The sequence below is a fragment of the Glaciecola sp. 33A genome (assembly GCF_002836745.1).
Classification (GTDB): domain Bacteria; phylum Pseudomonadota; class Gammaproteobacteria; order Enterobacterales; family Alteromonadaceae; genus Glaciecola.
Map to the genome: position 1 here is coordinate 201,355 of NZ_PJAR01000042.1, position 20,689 is coordinate 222,043.

Annotated in this window: 14 protein-coding genes; 10 read left to right on the forward strand and 4 right to left on the reverse strand. The window is 41.5% G+C overall.

The features are described from left to right. The first annotated feature begins 93 nt into the window (after positions 1-93). The 3 genes from CXF81_RS13585 (at position 94) to CXF81_RS13595 (ending at position 4,150) form a co-directional block, all read left to right on the forward strand. Entirely contained in the window at positions 94-1,938 is a 1,845-nt protein-coding gene (locus CXF81_RS13585; protein WP_101181883.1) for a bifunctional acetyl-CoA hydrolase/transferase family protein/GNAT family N-acetyltransferase, read from the forward strand. Beyond that, positions 1,939-2,856 (forward strand): histone deacetylase family protein, encoded by a 918-nt coding sequence (locus CXF81_RS13590; RefSeq protein WP_101181884.1) that lies wholly within the window; start codon positions 1,939-1,941, stop codon positions 2,854-2,856. A 241-nt stretch (positions 2,857-3,097) separates the two neighbouring features. Then, the gene (locus tag CXF81_RS13595) at positions 3,098-4,150 is read left to right on the forward strand and encodes an aldo/keto reductase (RefSeq protein ID WP_101181885.1); all 1,053 of its coding nucleotides are present in this window, start codon (positions 3,098-3,100) and stop codon (positions 4,148-4,150) included. A 65-nt stretch (positions 4,151-4,215) separates the two neighbouring features. Here CXF81_RS13595 and CXF81_RS13600 read toward each other — a convergent pair whose 3' ends face one another. Next, positions 4,216-5,358 (reverse strand): HDOD domain-containing protein, encoded by a 1,143-nt coding sequence (locus tag CXF81_RS13600; protein ID WP_101181886.1) that lies wholly within the window; start codon positions 5,356-5,358, stop codon positions 4,216-4,218. Between the two features lie 278 nt (positions 5,359-5,636). Here CXF81_RS13600 and CXF81_RS13605 point away from each other — a divergent pair, with 278 nt between their 5' ends. Continuing rightward, the gene (locus tag CXF81_RS13605) at positions 5,637-6,794 is read left to right on the forward strand and encodes a Na/Pi symporter (protein WP_232771930.1); all 1,158 of its coding nucleotides are present in this window, start codon (positions 5,637-5,639) and stop codon (positions 6,792-6,794) included. A gap of 148 nt (positions 6,795-6,942) precedes the next feature. On the opposite strand, the gene CXF81_RS13610 is transcribed toward CXF81_RS13605, so the two are convergent. Next, a complete protein-coding gene (locus CXF81_RS13610; RefSeq protein WP_101181887.1) occupies positions 6,943-8,112 on the reverse strand; it encodes a DcaP family trimeric outer membrane transporter in 1,170 nt (389 codons plus the stop codon). A 240-nt stretch (positions 8,113-8,352) separates the two neighbouring features. Between CXF81_RS13610 and acs the strand changes: the two genes are divergently transcribed. After that, complete coding sequence (gene acs, locus CXF81_RS13615; protein WP_101181888.1) at positions 8,353-10,296, forward strand: acetate--CoA ligase; 1,944 nt, start codon at positions 8,353-8,355, stop codon at positions 10,294-10,296. A 10-nt stretch (positions 10,297-10,306) separates the two neighbouring features. Continuing rightward, positions 10,307-10,951, forward strand: a complete 645-nt coding sequence (locus CXF81_RS13620; protein WP_101181889.1) for a response regulator transcription factor — start codon at positions 10,307-10,309, stop codon at positions 10,949-10,951. Between the two features lie 32 nt (positions 10,952-10,983). Here CXF81_RS13620 and CXF81_RS13625 read toward each other — a convergent pair whose 3' ends face one another. Then, a complete protein-coding gene (locus CXF81_RS13625; RefSeq protein WP_101181890.1) occupies positions 10,984-12,018 on the reverse strand; it encodes an MBL fold metallo-hydrolase in 1,035 nt (344 codons plus the stop codon). Positions 12,019-12,278: 260 nt separating this feature from the next. Further along, positions 12,279-15,716: a PAS-domain containing protein gene (locus CXF81_RS13630; protein ID WP_101181891.1), complete on the reverse strand. Its 3,438-nt coding sequence runs from the start codon at positions 15,714-15,716 to the stop codon at positions 12,279-12,281. A gap of 255 nt (positions 15,717-15,971) precedes the next feature. Here CXF81_RS13630 and CXF81_RS13635 point away from each other — a divergent pair, with 255 nt between their 5' ends. The 4 genes from CXF81_RS13635 (at position 15,972) to CXF81_RS13650 (ending at position 20,561) form a co-directional block, all read left to right on the forward strand. Further along, the gene (locus CXF81_RS13635; protein ID WP_006013837.1) at positions 15,972-16,238 is read left to right on the forward strand and encodes a DUF4212 domain-containing protein; all 267 of its coding nucleotides are present in this window, start codon (positions 15,972-15,974) and stop codon (positions 16,236-16,238) included. A 3-nt stretch (positions 16,239-16,241) separates the two neighbouring features. Then, entirely contained in the window at positions 16,242-17,948 is a 1,707-nt protein-coding gene (locus CXF81_RS13640; protein ID WP_101181892.1) for a sodium:solute symporter family protein, read from the forward strand. A 106-nt stretch (positions 17,949-18,054) separates the two neighbouring features. Further along, a complete protein-coding gene (locus CXF81_RS13645) occupies positions 18,055-19,887 on the forward strand; it encodes a DUF294 nucleotidyltransferase-like domain-containing protein (RefSeq protein ID WP_101181893.1) in 1,833 nt (610 codons plus the stop codon). Beyond that, complete coding sequence (locus tag CXF81_RS13650) at positions 19,887-20,561, forward strand: 3'-5' exonuclease (RefSeq protein ID WP_232771931.1); 675 nt, start codon at positions 19,887-19,889, stop codon at positions 20,559-20,561. Before CXF81_RS13645 ends, CXF81_RS13650 begins: the two co-directional genes overlap by 1 nt. The last annotated feature ends 128 nt before the right edge of the window (positions 20,562-20,689 follow it).

Here is a 20,689-nt window from a genome sequence, read left to right on the forward strand (position 1 = left end):
CGTACTCTGTTGGTTTAGGTCACTATTGCGCGACATTCAATTTATTAATAGAGAGGACGTTTTTATTTTCCTTCCTCTTCCTGGAAATTATTCATGCAATCTGTCGTTTCTCAGCCTCACAATTACATTGATTGGTCTGCCATTATTAAATCGGGTGACCGCATCTTTCTTGGCTCCAATGCAGGAATTCCGAATGCCCTAGTAGATAGCCTAATTGAAAATGGCAAAGATATTAAAGACATTGAAGTTACTCATATAGGTACTTTATCTGATGAAAGATGGGCTCTGCCTAAGCACCAGCGGCAGTTTAAAGTGAACACCTTTTTTATTCACGGTAGTGTTATCCGCCAAGCAGTAGATGAAGGAAGAGCAGATTACACACCTTGTTTTTTATCGGAAATTTCTAGTTTGTTTGCAAACGATATTTTGCCGTTAGATGCAGCTCTAATTATGGTTAGCCCGCCAGATGAGCTTGGTTACTGTTCTTTAGGTGTCTCTGTTGATGTGGTTATGTCAGCGGCGCGTTCTGCAAAAAAGATAGTGGCCCAAATAAACCCGCAAATGCCAAGAACAGCAGGACACTCGTTTATTCATATCTCGGAATTTGCGGCGTGTATTGAACACGAACAAAAACTACCAGAAGTAAAACCAGCTAATAAAAATGAAATTTATGAGCGTATTGGTCAATACGTTGCCATGCTGGTGGAGGATGGTGCAACACTGCAATTAGGCATTGGTAAAATACCGGATGCTACACTGCGGTATTTGGGCAAGCACAAAGACCTTGGCATTCACAGTGAAATGATCAGTGATGGGGTGATTGAGCTTATTCAGGATGGTGTCATTAATAACCGTGCTAAAACTTTTCATCCAGGTAAATCAGTAGTTAGCTTTTGCATGGGGACACAACGCCTTTATGATTTTGTACATAACAACCCGCATGTTGAATTCTATCCATCAAGTTATGTGAATAAACCCACAAATATTGCAAAAAATGACAAGCTTGTTTCTATCAATAGTGCGTTGGAAGTTGATTTAACTGGGCAAGTCGTTGCTGATTCAATTGGCCACGATTTTTATAGTGGTATTGGTGGTCAAGTTGACTTTGTTACAGGAGCAACGCTCAGTAAAGGTGGAAAACCTATCATCGCATTGCCCTCCACCGCAAAAGGCGGAACCATTTCTCGAATAGTAGCCAACATTCAGGAAGGGGCAGGCGTTGTGACATCGCGTGGTAACGTGCATTACATTGTTACTGAATTCGGTGTCGCAAGCTTAAAAGGTAAGAGTATCCGAGAACGTGCCTTAGAGTTGATTAGGATCGCACACCCTAAATTTAGACAACAATTACTTGAAGCAGTAAGGCAACATTATTGGGTGCCTGATTATCAAACCAAGTATCCTACTGATATCGCTGAATTAGGTGAAATGCAACTGCAAGAAATAGACATACAAGGTGACGTATTTTACTTAAGGCCGCTTAATCCAGCTGATGAGAGGCGCCTGCAGGAGTTCTTTTATTCGCATACCAAAGAAACGTTGCGCTTGCGTTATAACTACTTACCACAAGGTATGAGTCGACAAAACTCGTGTGATTTAGTGAGCGTTAATCAAACTAAGGATATCGCTCTTACAATAGTTAACCAGCAAGGGTCCAGCGTCAAGATTGAAGCCGTTGGACGATATTATTTGAATGCTGATAATACCTGCGAAGTGGCTTTTGTTACGCGCGAAAATCAGCAAGGTAAAGGCATGGCCTCTCGATTAATGAAGCTGATGATTAGTATTGCCCAGCAAAGAGGTGTGTCAAAAATGGTAGCTTATGTGCGCAGTGAAAATAAGCCGATGATAACTGTGTTTGAGCAATTTAAATTCAAACGTGTTTTCAATCCAGATCCTGCAGAAGTTGAACTGGTATTATTTCTACAGGAGAGCTAAATGCCGATTACATTTATAAGCAGTCCTAAATGTTTATTACACGACATGGACCCTGAGCATCCAGAGCAACCCGCAAGGCTGCATAGCATTAACGATCAGATAATTTCCTCTGGTGTTGAATTTGCAATTGATTTTGCTGATACGCCACCGGTGCAATTAGCTCAACTTTATCGCGCTCATGATAATCAATTTGTTGATAAGATAATCAAAGAGGCCCCAACAGAAGGCCATAAATGGCTAGATGACGATACCTTAATGATGCCACAATCACTGGATGCCGCAATGCATGCAGCAGGAGCAGGTGTTCATGGGGTAGATCTGATCATGAGTGGGGATACGAACAAGGCGTTTTGTGCAGTGCGTCCGCCTGGTCATCACGCCGAATATGCCAAGTCGGGCGGCTTTTGTATCTTCAACAACATTGCTGTTGCAGCTTTGCATGCGCTCGACCACTACGGCATGAAGAAAGTTGCTATTATTGATTTTGACGTGCATCACGGCAACGGCACTGAAGATATTTTTAAAGATGATCCTCGCGTGTTATTTTGCTCGTCATTTCAGCATCCTTTTTATCCTTTTAGCGGTGATAAGCCAACTAACGAGCATATTCTTAATATTCCGATCCCAGCAGGAACCAAAGGCGATGAATATCGTCAAATGGTAATGCCTTGGTTTGATAAGCTAAATGATTTTTTGCCCGAAATGATTTTTGTCTCCGCCGGTTTTGATGGGCATGCCGAAGATGCATTAGCGCATTTGCGTCTGGTTGAGGCAGACTATGAATGGGTGACGCTGCAAATCAAGAATATTGCAGACAAACACTGCGGTGGCAAAATAGTGTCTATGCTTGAGGGTGGATACGCGTTAAGTGCGCTATCACGCAGTGTTGTTTCACATATCAAGGCGTTAATGAACTAAGCGTCGTCATCGTCTGTTGTTAATTGTGAAATGGACAAATACGGGGTTTTATTTAGCTTTTTTCTGTTAACGTATACCGTGTCTGCAAAAAAAGACAAGATAAAGTAGCAATCGACTTTTTAAAAACTATGTATACTCTGCAGTGGTGAATAGTATGCTAAAAATTGGCCGCTAGTGATTGCAAATCGTCGCTTAACAAACACTTTTCACTTTGTTCAGGCTTAAAAGGAAAAAAATAATAATGAAATACTCTCCTCTTGGAAGTTCTGGTTTGTCTGTGTCTCGTGTTTGCTTGGGCAGCATGACGTGGGGTGTACAAAATACACAGGCTGATGCAGACGAGCAAATTGAATATGCAATGGCCTGTGGCATTAATTTCATTGATACCGCAGAAATGTATCCCGTGCCTCCCTCAGAGGAAACTTACGGCGATACAGAGCGATGCATAGGTAACTGGCTTGCACGTAACCCTGAGCAACGTGAAAAATTAATTATTGCTAGCAAAATAAACGGCCCCGGTTTTCCATATGTTCGCGGTAATTCGATGATTAGCAGCGCCACTATCGCGCAAGCATTAGATGATTCATTAGTACGATTGCAAACTGATTACATAGATGTATATCAACTGCATTGGCCAAACAGAACGTCGCCACACTTTGGTAAGCATTGGCCCAATCAGGTCATGGCTACCCAGCAACAGGTAAAAGCTGAAAAGAAACGCATGCGAGATATCGTTTTAGGCTTAGGAAAAGCACTTGAAAGCGGAAAAATCAGACATTGGGGACTGTCAGACGATACGACTTGGGGTATTCATACTTATCTCAAACTGTGTGAAGAGTTAGGAGTGGCCAAACCGGTTTCAATTCAAAACGAATTTAATTTAGTACACATAAAAGACTGGCCTTATCTAATTGAGTCGTGTGTGTTTGAGAACATTGCATATCTGCCTTGGTCTCCTTTATCGAGTGGTATGTTGACGGGTAAATATATTGGTGGCGCGCGACCCGAGGGTAGTCGCTGGACCATGGCTCAACGTCAAGGTTTATTCCGTAACACGATCTATTCAGAACAAGCTGTTATTGCGTATTGTGATGTGGCCAAAAAGCATGGTATGACATCGAGCCAAATGGCACTGGCATGGTGCGCTCAAGTTGATGGCGTAACATCGACTATTATTGGAGCGACTAACATGCTTCAGTTAAAGGAGAATATTGAGGCGTTTGATGTGTCATTATCGGATGCATGTTTAGCTGATATTGAGGCTGTGTTGAAACAATTTACGGCACCATTCTGAGCGTGGTAATTGCGAATGTTGGACATTTAGGTCACTTTTTTTAGCGTAATTACGGTTTGATTGATTTATTCATCTAGCCTTAGCTTTTCTATCAGTGCGCCCACTTCTTGCTTAAAGCGTGCTTTTCGCAACGTACTATTTATGTTACCAAAACCGTAATATTCTATTTGAGCTTGTGCGTAAAAAAAGCTATCGCACCTTGTTTCTGCAAAGCTAATTTCGTCTAAGTCAATACGATCCATCGATCGTTGAAATATAATCAGGTCAGTAATACGACTCACATAATAACTAAAAATCACAACTGTTTGTTGTTCCTTAGAGAGCTCTGAACCTGTCAACTTATCTAGCATTGGAAGCATGCTTGCCCCAATACTGTCGATGATTTGTTCCGGCAGTTGAGCGTTTCTTGCGAAGGCTTTGCCCATTATTGCTGCGTTAGTTCCCAATTCTTTCTGAATACCTTTAACGCGCTCAAAGTGTGTAGAGTGGTTCAAATAATATTTTGCAATTATAGGTTTTGCAGTGAGTAACGAAATATCACCTAAATAATCTAGTAAGCATCGTGTCGATAGTTCCGCTGAATTTTCTAGTTTCAGATCTTTAGCAATGAGTAACCCGATAGAACTCGCAAGAAAACTGGCTTTCCAAATTTTATGATACGCTCGTTTTTGCTCATCATTTACAAAGTCTACACTACGTTCAAGTGCAAATTGCATTGCAATGTTTTTTGCTCGAAGTACCCCTAAGTAGACGATGGCATGGTTGATGGTGGTAATTGATTTACGCAAGGCAAATAACGACGAATTGGCTACTTTGATAACTTTAACAACTAACTCAGGGTCGTTTTTAATAATATATAACAACTCCTTCGGGTCCTTGATATCGCGTGTAAGCGAAATCAGCAAAGGGTGTGGCTTTTTAAGGCTGGTTGCTGAATCGAACAGATTACGTTGTTTTTCATCAACAATATCTTCAAGCAAGATAAAATTAATGAAGTCTTCTGATGGATCAGGCACATCTTTTGGATTTCTAAGTTTTGGGCTTGGTTCGTTCGCCTCCCCAAGTCCACTAAAAGTCGTCGTATTTATGGTACTTTTCAACTTTGGATTTTTTGTCGCAATAGTCGACTTTTTGCTCATACGATATAAGAATATTACAAGGATAAGTCCTACAATCGCAATTGAGTTAATAATGATATCTAAGGGCACAGGAGCCTCGTATAAGCTTGATACTTTCCTAACGGTACTATAGTCATTAGTCTACGTTATGCATAGAATTTGATCTAAAGGTATGTTTTTATCGCGCCAATTAAGACATTTGCGTTGGCAAGCTAGCAAATATGGGCTTGAATTTACGCACGAATAAACTTTCATATAGCACAATAAAAAACGACTTATTTGTAATACAAGTGTCACTTTACAAGGTTATACTCATTTCAAAGCTGTTGGCTTCATAAGCGCCATTTTGATGAGTGAAAGCACATACTATGCAGAAAGAAATTATTGCACCCGCCAACACCATTAAAAGCGTAACAAGCTTGACTACAGCGTTACGTTGGTGTGTATTAGTGTTCTTAGTATATCTGATGCTGTTGGCTGTAGGGCTTATTGGTTATGGTTTCAAAGAAGCAACGCAGGAGCAAGCTAAAGGGCTATTTGAATTAGCGGCTAACCCAGTCATGGGACTTATTATCGGTATGGTGTGCACTGCGCTGATTCAATCTTCAAGTACGGTGTCATCTATCATCGTTGCGATGGTTGCAGGTGGCTTACCCATCAGCATAGCTATTCCTATGATGATGGGAGCAAATATTGGCACTAGCATTACCAACACGATTGTTAGCCTCGGTCATATCGGTAATAAAGCAGAGTTTCAGCGCGCCTTCAATGCGGCGACTATTCATGATTTTTTCAATATTTTTGCGGTACTTATTTTTCTCCCGCTAGAAATAATGTTTGGCATTTTTGAACACATCAGCGCCGCAATGGTAAGTCTAGTTGCGTCAGGGGCGACTGCAGAGATGGGTGGTTTCAACCCTATCAAAGCGAGCACTGCACCTGTAATTGAATTTGTCAAAGGGCTGTTAGTTAATACTAATGAGATTTATAGCGGTTCCATAAAAATTGTATTAGGTCTTGCTTTGATTATTATTTCTATCACTTGGATGGGAAAGATAATGAAATCGTTAATGATAGGTCGGGTACAAGACATTCTAAAAAGTGCACTTGGGAAAGGCTCTGTTACTGGCATTTCGTCGGGTGCCATCATGACCATCTTAGTGCAATCTTCATCCACAACAACGTCACTTTTGGTCCCCCTTGTGGGTAATGGTATTGTTACTGCTAGATCAATCTACCCATTTACTTTGGGGGCAAATATTGGCACTTGTATTACCGCATTAATAGCGGCGCTTGCTATCGTCGGACCCAATGCTGAACTTGCGTTACAAATAGCTTTCGTGCATTTGGCCTACAATGTGTTGTCGGTAGTGGTTATTTACGGTATTGCTTTATTGCGCGAGTGGCCACCCAACTTGTCTTATCAATTATCATTGAAGGTGGCTGACCGCAAAATATATGGGCTTGCATACGTTATTGGTTTATTCTTTTTATTGCCTTTAAGTGCGGTTTTTATAGTTTCTTAATGACTGCTTATAAACGACTGCTTATAAACGATATAACTTGGCGTAAGAATAAAAAGCCTATACATTTGAAGCATAGACTTTTAGCGTGTTTATATTAGTCTTGAGCTTAATTAGCTTAAAGAGTGAATTCTGCACTTGCAATCAAACTTTAGAATGCGTACTTCATTGAGAATTGAACTCTTGTCATATCGCCATCAGCACCAGATTCAATTTCTCTGGTCGCTTGCTTAACCTCGCCACCCACGGTAATTTTCTTGGTGGGTGAATATAACAAGTTAGCGCTTATGCTACTGGTGCTAGCCGTTGCCGATGTTCCGGTTAAGGCAACGTCGTTATCAACTGACAATGATGAATAGCTAAAGTTTGAACGCATTTTAGCGTTCCATACATGACGATAGGCAACTGAATAGGCTGTTGAATCAATCGTTTCTAAGTTGCCATTGGCATCTAGTGTAGCGCCATTGACCGTATTTAATGCTACATAGCGACCCAAACCTGAACCGGTTGTCAGTGACAAGCGGATATCATCTCGCCCACCGACGTTGATTTTTGAGTTAATGCTAACACCCGTTGATGACGTTGAATCGTCAATTGCAACTGTGTCGTCATATTTCAATTGACGGATAATACCCGCTATTGATACATGGCCCCAATCGGCTGTGTGCGTGTAGCGAACAACCGCGTCGGGAACTGAATCGTCATCAGACACAATTCGTCCACCGCCACCAAAAGGTGTAATAGTCGTTTCTGAGTTCTCTAACGAAAATTCCCAAGCCCCTGTTTTATATTTTACTAAGGCTTGACGGGCAAACGAGACACCATCAGTTGTACCAACAAAATCGAGTGATTCAGGTAAGGTTTTTACGTCTTGGAAGGTTGTCCATGTTTGACCAACCGTCCAGCCACTATAGCTAATAAAAGCGTGACGAACTCGTGGTACATAAGAATTACTCACGCGCTCATTGCCACCTGGAGTGACTAAGAAATCTAATTCTAATACGCCTGTTATGCTGTCACCCTCTTCTGTTTTTGTGTTTGTGGTGAAACGAAAGCGACTCTGTTTAATGTGTGCATCGAACTGCGTACTTTCTTTAGCGCCACCAACAGGCGTCAGGCCAGGAAGATAAAAGTCTCTACCGATACTCTGGGTTCCTAATGAACCATCGGAGTAAGAGCTAAACATCGCATCTACTTTTATATAACCGCTAAATTTTACATCAGTGCCTGCTAGCATGTCGGCTTGCGCGTTCATCGATACAGCTGATACGGCAAGAGCAAAAGAAACCGCTAATGCAGAGTTTACTATTGAATTTTTCATATTCGTATCCATCTTCCAAAACGTTAATTGTGTGTAAAGTTGTAGTTAACTGGATGTAATTTTACGTAAATCAATTGAATTGCAAATTAGCGCATGGTCTATCAGACTAAGGTCGAAGGTAATTAACAACATGTTCTTGTCGGGTTATACCAAAGTCTCATTTTGCTTTGCCCATATAAGTTTATTGTGATGGTATTAGTTAGAATACTTTTTTAGAACCTCAAATACGGAGACGATATAATGTCGGCTAAGAAACTTTATCCAGTGCCAGAGTCATATAAAGAAAATACGCTGCTTACGCCAGAGCAATACGAAACGATGTACCAGCAGTCGGTGAATGATCCTGATGCGTTTTGGGCTGAGCAGATGACTCAGATTGAGTGGTATAAAAAACCTACTATTATTAAAAACACAACGTTTGACGCTTCAACGCTTTCGATCAAATGGTTTGAAGATGGCGAATTGAATGTAAGTTATAACTGTATCGATCGCCATTTAGCGACGCGTGCTAAAAAGACCGCTTTATTTTGGGAAGGTGATTCTCCCAATGACAGCCAAAAAGTATCTTATCAAGAGCTTCACTATGAAGTGTGTAAACTTGCGAATGGATTGAAAAAACTAGGCGTTGAGAAAGGCGACCGCGTCGCGCTATATATGCCGATGGTCCCTCACGCTGCTTATGCAATGTTGGCTTGCGCCCGTATTGGCGCAATCCACTCTGTTATTTTTGGCGGCTTTTCACCCAATGCGATTGCGGATCGTATCAATGACAGCCAAGCTAAAGTGGTTATTACTTGTGATGAAGGTCGCAGAGCGGGTCGTTCAGTGCCGTTAAAAGCGAATGTTGACCAAGCCTTAGCTAATGGCGCTTGTCCGTCAATTAGCGCTGTCGTTGTGCATAAGTTAACTGGTGGTGAGGTAAAAACAAACGATGTCGACGTTTGGTGGCATGATCTTGTTGAAGATTGTTCTGCTCAATGCGAGCCGGAAGTAATGAACGCAGAAGATCCCCTTTTTATTCTGTATACATCGGGTTCTACTGGGCAACCAAAAGGAGTGGTTCACACAACTGGCGGTTATTTGTTATATACAACCATGACATTCAAATATGCGTTTGATTACCGTGAAGACGATGTCTTTTGGTGCTCAGCTGATGTGGGCTGGATCACAGGGCATAGTTATATTGTTTACGGGCCATTATCGAATGGTGCGTCACAAATATTCTTTGAAGGCGTACCCACCTATCCTGATGTACGTCGTATTGCGCAAATCGTTGAAAAATATAAAGCAACCACGCTCTATACAGCGCCAACAGCAATACGTGCATTAATGGCGCACGGTGACAAGCCTGTTGAAGGTTGTGACTTATCGTCATTACGTATTCTTGGGTCAGTAGGTGAACCTATTAATCCTGAAGCGTGGGAATGGTATTACCGCACTATTGGGCAAAGTAGATGTCCGATTATTGATACTTGGTGGCAAACCGAAACCGGCGGTATTATGATTATGCCAATGCCAACAGTACATGCCTTAAAACCGGGTTCAGCAACGCGTCCGATGTTTGGCATTGTGCCTGCATTATTTGATGCTGAGGGGAATGAGTTAGAGGGTGTTGCTGAGGGTAACCTCGTGATCAAAGAAAGCTGGCCTAGTCAAGCTAGAACCGTATATGGAGATCATAAGCGCTTTATTGAAACCTATTTTAGCACCTACCCAAATGTGTATTTCACCGGTGACGGCTGTCGTCTTGATGAAGATGATTACTTTTGGATTACAGGACGAGTCGATGATGTGCTTAACGTATCGGGCCATAGACTGGGTACAGCCGAAATCGAAAGTGCATTAGTAGCGCATCCAGATGTTGCGGAAGCTGCCGTTGTGGGTTACCCACATAATATAAAAGGCCAAGGCATTTATGTGTATATAACGCCAAACGAAGGCATTGAGGTGAATGACGAACTCACCGCTGAAATACGTAAATGGGTTCGCACCGAGCTAAGCCCAATTGCTACGCCAGACATAGTTCAGTGGACTAAAGGATTACCGAAAACGCGCTCAGGTAAAATCATGCGTCGGATCCTGCGTAAGATCGCAGCGAATGAGCATGAAAACCTAGGTGATACATCAACATTGGCAGATCCCTCAGTTGTTGATACAATCGTACTCGAGCGATTGAATAAATAAAGGAATTGGTATGGTAACCTTGCTTATTGCAGACGACCATCCTCTATACCGTGATGCCCTGAAAGGGGCACTATGTATGGGGTTTAGTGATATGGAAATACTTGAGTCTGGCAGTTTAAATGAAACGGTCAGCGTGCTGCATGAGCACGAAATTGATTTATTATTACTTGATTTACATATGCCAGGGAGTAGTGATTTATTTGGACTTTTACATATCCAAAAAACATTCCCTGACCTTCCTATTGCGGTTGTGTCTGGAACCGAGGATGTGTCGTTAATCTCTAAAGTGGTCGGTGTTGGTGCTATGGGTTTCATCCCCAAAACCGCCAGTGCACAAAATATCAGTGATGCGGTTAACGCAATGTTAGGCGGTGACATTTGGGTTCCAGAGAGCGTGAGGCAGCAAATTGAGCAAGTGGACGAACACTTCTCTGAATTAGCTGAAAATGTTGCTAGTTTGACACCAGCCCAATACAACGTGTTGTGTTACATGCGGGACGGTTTACTTAATAAACAAATTGGTTATAATTTAGAAATTGCAGAGGCTACGGTGAAAGCTCATGTCACCGCAATATTTAGAAAACTCAGTATTAACAATCGTACACAAGCCGTACTAATAGCAAGTAAGCTGCAACTTGAGCCGCCAACAAAGTAGCCACTTTACATACATATCATTAAGGGCCTTTCTCACAGCTTGGCCACTACCTTAAACACAAACTGCCCTTGTGCGTTAATTTCTCGACTAACCTCTCCTGCAAAATATAAATAATTAAGATGTGCAAAAGCTTCGGCAACCGCAAAAAACATATTATGCGGATTGAGTTTGCGTTTAAATAATACAGGCAAACAATCTTTAATGGTTTTATCCTGCTGACAAAACTCACGCAAACTACTCAAATGAGCATGGTGATGCTCAATGAGTTCATTCACGCGCGTGTGCAACCCATGAAAAGGTTGTTTATGCGAGGGTAACACTAGGGTATTTAGTGGTAATGTTAAAAATTGCGGCAATGTCGTTAAATAAAGATCTAACGAATTTGCGTTGGGCTCGGTACTGTAAACTCCTATATTAGGGGAAATACCGGGCAATACATGATCGCCAGAAATAAGCACTGCTCTTTTTTCGCTATACAAACACACATGTTCCGGTGAATGTCCGCGTCCAATCATAACTCGCCACTGATCATTGCCAATACTAATTGAATCGCCTTCTTGTAAACACTCATACTGCAGTGGGATAGGGCGAATAACTTGACCAATGCCTTTGTTTTTATTGCGATTTTGTTTGGCTTTTTCTACGTATTCTGCAGACATCCCGCAGCGCACTAAGTACTCATCATCCTGCCAGTGTGACGCGCCTCTGCTGCCCGCGGATATAGCTCTAGCAACAAAATACTCGGAATGACTCATATACAATCGCACTCTGAATTTTTCAACTAAGTACCCAGCCATTCCTATATGATCAGGATGCATATGGGTCACAATGACTTTGCTAATGGGCTTTTTTAATTGAGCCAGCAGGGCATCCCATAATTCTTCAACATGACTAGTGCCAATACCAGTATCAATTAAGGCATATCCGTCGCTACCATCTTCTAACAGATATAAATTTATGTGGTCTAAGTCGAACGGCAACGGCATGCGCAACCAAAATATGTCAGGAGCCACTTTTTGCATTGTGCCTGGCTCAGGAATAGGCACGTCTATAAAAGTAGTTTGCATGATTGCTCCGCAGTATGGATTAATGTTGTTTTTCCATTAAAAACAATAATGGTGAGCAATACCAAGCACAATTATGAATTATCAAGTATTAGAGAATTGAATAGGGGGGTGGTATGAATGAACGAAATGGGCCAGCTTACACTGGCGTGCGGACAATATAAGCGACAGGGAATTTGCGACAACAACTGAACTAGCAGACGCCTGGCATGCGGCTGGTCTGGCAACCAATGCAAAAGCCCTCAATAACTTGCAAAAGTTACTTAATCGGTTTTCACCTTGGCTGCTCTAATAAACTTAGTCATACTCTGTACCAATGTTCTTAGCTTCGCTGGTTTTAATGGTTTACTTAGATAATTGACACCTTGCTCTTTACATAATTTAATTAAATCATTACCGCGCTTTGCAGTCACTAAACATGCAGGAATGATCATGTTTAGCTCAGTTCGAATGGCCTCAATAATGGCTAAACCGTCTGGACCGTTGCCAAGATGATAATCGGCAAGTACAATTTGTGGCGAAAAGTGTTGAGCAACTATTACCGCTTGTTCATAACTTTGTGCGGTTTCAATTTCTATGCCCCATTTAGTCAATAACGTTTGCATGGCATCTAAGTTTTCTTGCTGATCATCAACGCACAAAATTCGTAAACCACTAAATACTGACGTGGCTCTGGACACAACGATATCTACAAACTTTGGTGCATCGACCAAATTAAACATAATTGAAAAACAGCTTCCTTTGTTTTCCTCAGACATCACTTTAACGGTGCATTGCAGCTGTTGTGATAGCCGTTTCACTACACCTAAACCGAGTCCTATGCCTTGTTCATTGCTATTTCCCACACGATAAAAATCGCTAAAGATAGCAGCTTGCTGAATCCTAGGTATACCAATACCGGTGTCTCTAACTTCGATAACGACTTTGTTTTTTTGCTTTCTAACCGTTAATAAAACGGTACCTGTTTGGGTATATTTCACGGCGTTGGAAACCAAATTTTGTACAATGCGATAAACATAAGTTCTGTCGGCGCTTATCCACACTTCTTGTATATTATGTTTGAATATCAGACATTTATCTTCTGCCCTCATGCTCATCTCATTGATAATCGGCGTCAGGATTTCGGTCACATTTAGCGTTTCAATAAAGGGTTTTAACTCACCTTGATCAAGTCGTGAAATATCCAGAATAGTGCTAATCAAGGCTTCGCTTGACACTACTGAGTCATTCAGTTTATTAATGATATTAGTGGTGTCATCGTCTAGTGTAGTTTCTTGCAATGCTGACAAATAAAGCTTAGCCGCATTTAAGGGCTGGAGCACGTCATGGCTTGCTAAGGCAAGAAACCTAGACTTGCTCGCGTTGGCATCTTCAGCTTCTTTACGCGCTCTGATCAGCTCTTTTTCAGCCCCATTACGGCGTTCTATCTCTAGCCGCAGTTCGGCATTAATTGAATGTACTTCTTCAGTCCTTTTACGTATCCGTTGCTCAAGTGAAATATTTGTTTCTTTTAAGGCTTGTTGTAACTCAACGTGATCGGTAATGTCGTGAAAGCTGGTCACAAAACCGCCACCTGGCAGTGGGTTACCAATCATTTCAACGACTCTACCATCATCACGTTTACGCGTGAATTTATGCGATTGGCCTGATTTAAGATGATTAATTCGTTTTTGAACTCGGTTTTCAATCATATTCAAAGGGCCATCTCTATGCGCCACGTCATAGCGGATCAATTCCTCTATTGGCATACCAATTGTTAACATGCCCAGCGGAAAATGAAACAGATCGCTATACCGTTTGTTCCAAGCGACTAAATTGAGATTTTTGTCGATCACACTGATACCTTGCTCAAGGTTTTCAAGCGAGGTCATTAACGCACTGATATTAAATTCAACGGCTTGTGCATTTTCTTCAACGAAGTTAACAACCTCTGAAATATCCAGCTTTTTGCCTCTTACCAAGCCGTCAATTAAGGCCTTTGAGCTTGAAGAACCAACGACACCGCCAAGCGCGCGTTCACAAAATGAGAGGAAATCATCGTTGGCGGCATCGTGCATTTTTACGTCGATATTGCTGCGTCGTGAATAGTCATCAAATAACTGTTCACAGCGTTCAACGCCGCTGAATTTGGCAATTAATGTGTGTAAATCTTCAACCGTTACTCTTAAGGGAGGAGCAGTAACTAAGGACGATTGAACATCTGCTGGTGACACAAAAGCTTCGGCTTGTATGCGGTCAATTAAGCGAGAATTCGTAATCATGGAGACAGAAATGTAGGCAAGGATATTGACTAATAAGCTGATCATAGCACCTTTGCTTAACCATTCTGATTGATCAATTCCGTGCGCCAAACCATTGAGTGCGGGTAATATTAACCACAATGAAAAAACTACAATTCCCGATATTAATCCGGCGTAGACACCATGTGCGTGGCCTCGCTTCCAATAAAGGCCACCCACTATGGGGGGTAATAAATGGATCACTAGGGAGAAGGCTAATAGACCAATGGAAGCTAAGCTCGCGTCACTGGTCATTTGTTGTTGATATAAAAAAGCGAGGGTCAAAATAAGAAAAATAATGATTCGGCGCAGCAGCTTTATGCGTTTAATCTTATTGGTTTTTACATTTGATATGCGTTTAAGTACTTTAGGTAAAACAACATCATTGGTAATCATGGTGCTCAGAGTAAGCGTGGCAACGATGATCATTGCGGTTGCGGCGGACAAACCACCGATGAAGACAATCATTTCCAATAAGAGAGAATCAGACAATACCGCAAGGCCTAAAACGTAGTTGTCAGCATTCATGTTCGACTGGCTAAAAATGGCATCACCCGCGGCAGCGATAACCGGAATAGTGCAAGCAATAATGAACAAATACAACGGAAATACCCAGCGTGCTTGTTTAAGATGGTCTAGGTTTAAGTTATCAACAACGGCAACGTGAAATTGTCTTGGTAAACAAATGACGGCAGCAGCTGCCATCAGTGTTTGTGCCCAAAATGTGAATGAATAAAATGTGTCGATTGCGGCATCGGTTTTGAAGTCAACGAAGATATCGTTGCTTGGATTCGATTCGTAGTATTGGTATGCGACAATCGCAACCAACACGAGGGCAAGTAATTTGATACAGGACTCAAAAGAAATGGCGAGCATTAAGCCCCGTCTATACTCCGTTACATCCGTATTTTTAGTACCAAAGTACATGGCAAAAATAGCGATAAAGACCGTTGCGATAAACACTACCAGACTTGAGTGTTGCTGTTCAGAGATAGAAGTGAATAAGGAACCAATTGCCTTTAATTGCAAGGCGATATAAGGAATAGTTGCCAGCAGAGCGATGATTGTAACCAGCAAAGCTACAATTTGGCGTTTTCCATATCGAGCACTAATAAAGTCTGCAATGGTACTAATGTGCTGTTTTTTGCTAACCAATATCAATTTACGAATAAACCGATAAAACACCAAATAAACAATAATAGGGCCTAATAATATGGGTAAATATAACCAATTGTCTCGACTCGCTTGACCCACCGCACCAAAAAATGTCCATGCTGTGCAATAAATGCCTAATGCAAGCGAATAGACCAAGGGATTTGACGTGAGCCATCGGGATGTCGGTGTATTTCGATCACCCCATTTTGCGATCCAGAATAACAAACAAAGATAAATTAGTGCGAGTGCAAGCCATCCAAACGACATGTATTTTCCCAACAAACGATTAACAATTCAAACTGTATCATATTCTATCAGTGGCCTACGACCACTAAGACCATCGTCTCATTTTACCTTTTTTAGCTAAGAGATACAGTACCCCTAACAATGTTAATGTCAGGTTTTGCAGTGGTTTAGCTTAAATTAGCGGAAAAAATGCAATTCAACATCACTGACAGCAAAGGCTTACGTTAGCAAAATGTTAAACAAATACATCTTATTAACTTGGTGAGGAACGTAAAGATGGCTTTTAAAAATGAAGGGGATCAGAAGGCTTACTGGAACGAGAATTTATCTCTCCTGTTTAAACTTCTAATTGTATGGTTCGTCGTCTCGTTTGGCGCCGGTATTATTTTCGTTGAGGTACTGAATCAAATCCAGTTTTTCGGGTTTAAACTTGGTTTTTGGTTTGCACAACAGGGCTCAATATACGTGTTTGTCGCACTTATCTTCATCTACATGAAGAAAATGAATGCCATAGACAAAAAATACGGCGTGGAAGAGGAATAACTGATGAGCGTACAAATATTAACATTTATAATTGTTGGGGCATCATTTTTGCTCTATATGGGCATTGCTGTTTGGGCGCGTGCTGGAACAACTAATGACTTCTATATTGCTGGTGGTGGCGTTCATCCAATATTGAACGGCATGGCAACGGCTGCTGATTGGATGTCTGCTGCTTCTTTCATTTCTATGGCAGGTTTAGTTTCATTCATGGGATATGACGGTGCAGTTTATTTGATGGGATGGACTGGCGGTTACGTGCTTCTCGCACTTTTGTTAGCTCCTTATTTGCGTAAATTTGGCAAATTTACGGTGCCAGATTTCATCGGTGATCGCTACTATTCGCAAACAGCCAGAACGGTTGCTGTGATTTGTGCCATTTTCGTGTGCTTTACCTACGTAATTGGTCAAATGCGTGGTGTCGGTGTTGTCTTTAGTCGCTTCTTAGAAATTGAGTTATGGCTCGGTGTTGTTATCGGTATGGGTGTGGTTTTTTTCTACACCGTACTTGGCGGCATGAAAGGTATCACTTACACTCAAGTTGCTCAATTCTGCGTCATGATCTTTGCCTATATAGTTCCAGCAGTCTTTATCTCAATCATGTTGACAGGCCACGTACTGCCGCAAACTGGCTTTGGTGCCACGTTATCTGATGGTTCGGGTATGTTTTTACTCGAAAAGCTGGATATGTTGTCAACCGACTTAGGTTTTAATGAATACACTTCAAATACTAAATCATATTTAGATATATTCTGTATTACTTTTGCTCTTATGGTCGGTACCGCCGGTTTACCTCATGTAATTGTTCGTTTCTTCACTGTACCTAGAGTAAGTGATGCACGAAAGAGTGCCGGTTGGGCTTTAGCATTTATTGCTATCCTTTATACGACCGCACCTGCACTTGCTTCTTTTGCTCGTGTGAACATGATTGAAACTATTAATGGGCCTGACGCTACGGGTATGTCTTATGCTGAAGCGCCAAGCTGGATTAAGAATTGGGAAAAAACCAATCTCATCTCGCATGACGATAAAAATGGTGACGGTAAAATGTTCTACTCAGGCGATGAGCGTAACGAGATGACAATTGACCGTGACATTATGGTTTTGGCTAACCCAGAAATCGCGAATTTACCAGCTTGGGTAATCGCATTAGTCGCTGCTGGTGGGGTTGCCGCTGCGCTGTCAACGTCTGCAGGTTTGCTATTGGTGATATCAACATCGGTCTCGCATGATTTACTCAAACGAAACTTGATGCCAAATATTTCGGATAAGAAAGAGCTGCTATCAGCGCGTATCGCTGCGGGGGTAGCTATTCTAATAGCGGGTTACTTTGGCATAAATCCGCCAGACTTTGTGGCCGCCATTGTCGCCTTTGCCTTTGGTCTTGCTGCTTCAAGTTTCTTCCCAGTAATCATTATGGGTATATTCAGCAAGCGTATGAACGACAAAGGCGCTATCTCTGGCATGATTACAGGTATTGTATTCACGGCTGCTTATATAATTTACTTTAAGTTTGTTAGCCCTGAAATGAATCAACCTGACAACTGGTTATTTGGAATTTCTCCAGAAGGTATTGGTACTATCGGTATGATAATTAACTTTGTTGTTGCGTTTGTCGTATTCAAGTTTACGGATGACGCACCTCAAGAAATCCAAGATCTGGTTGAAAGCATTCGTTTCCCTAAAGGGGCTGGTGAAGCCCAAGCTCACTAGTAAAATGTAAAATGTAACATGCAAAAGCCCAGCTATGCTGGGCTTTTTTATCACTGTAAACTACAACTAATGTGCCTATACTTGTTATCCCAATAAGGAGTTATTTATGCATGTTGTACCACCGCAGGTGACTGATTTTCTAAAACAATCAGGACCTTTTGATATGCTAGATAGCGAACAGCTTCATGCTATTGCTCGACATTCTCATATTATTTATTTAGCGGCTGAGAACCAAGAAGAGATGCTTACAAGGCATAAAAACTCACTTTACTTGATTCAAAGCGGCCAGTTTTCTGTTAAGGATTGTGACGGTGCACTTAAACATTTAAGTGATGGTGACTACTTTGGCTACGCTGCTTTATTGGATAATGTTAGCTATAAACTTGATGTCACTATTGACAGCCCTGGACTTGTCCTTTGTATCCCAAAAGAGTGGTTTGATAAAGCCACGTCGCATCCTAGAATTAATCAGTTTTTTAATGCGGCCAAAGATGATGTTTTGCAGCATGATGCGGTAACTGACTCAAATTCGATGTGGCTGCATAAGCCTCTATTTGAAATTATACAAACACCCCCTATAACTATTTCACAAACTGGCTCTATACAAAGTGCCGCAGCGTTGATGCGTCAGAAGCGTATCTCATCCGTTTTGATCATTGAACACGATCAATTGCTGGGTATTGTAACCGACCGTGATTTGCGTAACAGAGTGGTTGCAGTCGGCCTCAATATGCAGCTAACGGTAAAACAAATAATGACTGAAAATCCAGCTTATTTAACGAAGAATAAAACCTTGTTTGATGCGGTTTGTTTGATGAATGAGAAATCCATTAACCACTTGCCCGTGCTTGATGAAATGACCAAAATACCGGTTGGTATGATCACGGCAACAGATATTTTTAAACAACAACGCAATAATGTATTGTTTGTTATTAGTGATATTTCAAAAGCCAATAATCTATACGAACTAACTCGTTGTTCTTGGCAATTACCGCATTATTTTGCTTCTAGTGCTAAGCGTCCCGGCGATTTTGATATTGTGGGTACAGTGCTCTCGCAAGCTACTGACGTAATGACGCGTAAATTAATTACCTTTTTCCAGCAACAAAATGGTGAGGCACCTATGCCTTATTCTTGGTTAGTTTATGGATCACAAGCCCGTGAAGACCAAACAATGGGGTCTGATCAAGACAATGCGTTACTGTTGGCCGATGAACCAAATGAAGAGCAGGCAGCGTATTTTGAAAAAATGGCGAAATACGTTTGTTTAGGATTGGGGAAATGTGGCATAAAACTATGTGATGGCAATATTATGGCATCAAACCCCAAGCTTCGCATGTCTTTGCAAGCGGCTATTGAACAATCTAAAGGATGGGTTCGCCAACCCACTCCTGCCGCTATGCTGTCGTTTAATATTTTCTTAGATGTTCGTTCTGCTGCGGGCGACCCAAGCTTGTTTTCACGTTTGCAAGAAGAACGAAAAACAGGGTTCCAACAATCTATGTTTTTGGCTGCTTTAGCGCGTCAAGCAAATGAAGGTTCAGTGCCGCTGTCTATGTTTCAAAAGTTTGTGTACGTAAAAGATAAGAAAGTCAAAGACAGTATTGATTTGAAGCACACAGCCATTGCCATTATCAATAATTTAGTGCGGATCCATGCACTGGCGAATGGAATTACAATACCGTCGACTGTGGGAAGGTTAAATGCTTTACCGGACAATAGCGGTGTTTCCTCAGAAGATATTAAGAACTTAAGAGATATTTGGTTATTTTTAAACCGACTAAGGTGGCGTCATCAACTCCACAATAAAGTACAAGATAACTTTATTCGTGTGAGTGATTTATCGTCCATCGAAAAGCATCAATTGAAAGCTTCGTTTCAGGCGATACACAGAGCACAACAAACCGCAGTGCTTAAATATTCTGGAGGCATAGGCTAGTGATTTCACTATTTTCCAAACTATTCAAACGCCAGCTAACCCTGCCTGATAAATGGAAATCGATGCGTATAAAAGACACCCCTCTTTTGTCCATCGATCTAGAGCTTACGAGCTTGGATACAAAAATCGCCAAAATAACGTCTATCGGCTGGGTTAAGGGAGAACACCAGAGTATCGATTTAAGTTCGGCATTTTACACTGTTGTTCGTGCGTCGGGAGATTTGCAGCAAAGCCCTGTTATACATGGCTTAACTGCAAGAGATTTGCTAAAGGGTGAGCATGTTAAAACGGTGATTGGGCAATTGCAAGTATTTGCCAGTTCGCATATTTGGGTTTTACATAATGCCAGTCTAGATATGCAGGTATTGGACAGAGTTGCACATAATCTCGGCATCTCTAATATTGAAATTACGACCATTGACACCATGATGCTAGAGCTTTATTTTCTTAATAAAACCCAAGATATGGTAAAGCAAGGTGCAGTCACACTAGAAAATTGCCGTCATCGATATGGTTTACCCGAAGCACCAAATCACAATGCATTGGATGATGCACTTGCGACTCTTTCTCTCAGTTTTGCGCAATTGTATAAATTTGACAAACAGTCCTCAGCGCCTCTTTCGGATTTATTGCATTCCAAGGCCATTAAAATATATCGTATTGGAGAGGCGTGAGTTGAATCACGATTTTCTGTAATGTAAGAGTTTTTGTATTATTAATACTTGAGCATCGCAATGTAGTCGTTGAGGTGCAGCGAAAACTAAATGCATCGTGCTGGACTCATGAATAATGAGAAAAATAG

Excerpts from the sequence above, each read along its gene's own strand:
- CXF81_RS13595 (WP_101181885.1), top strand. The coding sequence starts at position 3,098 with ATGAAATACTCTCCTCTTGGAAGTTCTGGTTTGTCTGTGTCTCGTGTT.
- CXF81_RS13585 (WP_101181883.1), top strand. The coding sequence starts at position 94 with ATGCAATCTGTCGTTTCTCAGCCTCACAATTACATTGATTGGTCTGCC.
- CXF81_RS13590 (WP_101181884.1), top strand. The coding sequence starts at position 1,939 with ATGCCGATTACATTTATAAGCAGTCCTAAATGTTTATTACACGACATG.
- CXF81_RS13630 (WP_101181891.1), bottom strand. The coding sequence starts at position 15,716 with ATGTCGTTTGGATGGCTTGCACTCGCACTAATTTATCTTTGTTTGTTA.
- CXF81_RS13635 (WP_006013837.1), top strand. The coding sequence starts at position 15,972 with ATGGCTTTTAAAAATGAAGGGGATCAGAAGGCTTACTGGAACGAGAAT.
- CXF81_RS13645 (WP_101181893.1), top strand. The coding sequence starts at position 18,055 with ATGCATGTTGTACCACCGCAGGTGACTGATTTTCTAAAACAATCAGGA.
- CXF81_RS13605 (WP_232771930.1), top strand. The coding sequence starts at position 5,637 with ATGCAGAAAGAAATTATTGCACCCGCCAACACCATTAAAAGCGTAACA.
- CXF81_RS13625 (WP_101181890.1), bottom strand. The coding sequence starts at position 12,018 with ATGCAAACTACTTTTATAGACGTGCCTATTCCTGAGCCAGGCACAATG.
- CXF81_RS13640 (WP_101181892.1), top strand. The coding sequence starts at position 16,242 with ATGAGCGTACAAATATTAACATTTATAATTGTTGGGGCATCATTTTTG.
- CXF81_RS13620 (WP_101181889.1), top strand. The coding sequence starts at position 10,307 with ATGGTAACCTTGCTTATTGCAGACGACCATCCTCTATACCGTGATGCC.
- acs (WP_101181888.1), top strand. The coding sequence starts at position 8,353 with ATGTCGGCTAAGAAACTTTATCCAGTGCCAGAGTCATATAAAGAAAAT.
- CXF81_RS13610 (WP_101181887.1), bottom strand. The coding sequence starts at position 8,112 with ATGAAAAATTCAATAGTAAACTCTGCATTAGCGGTTTCTTTTGCTCTT.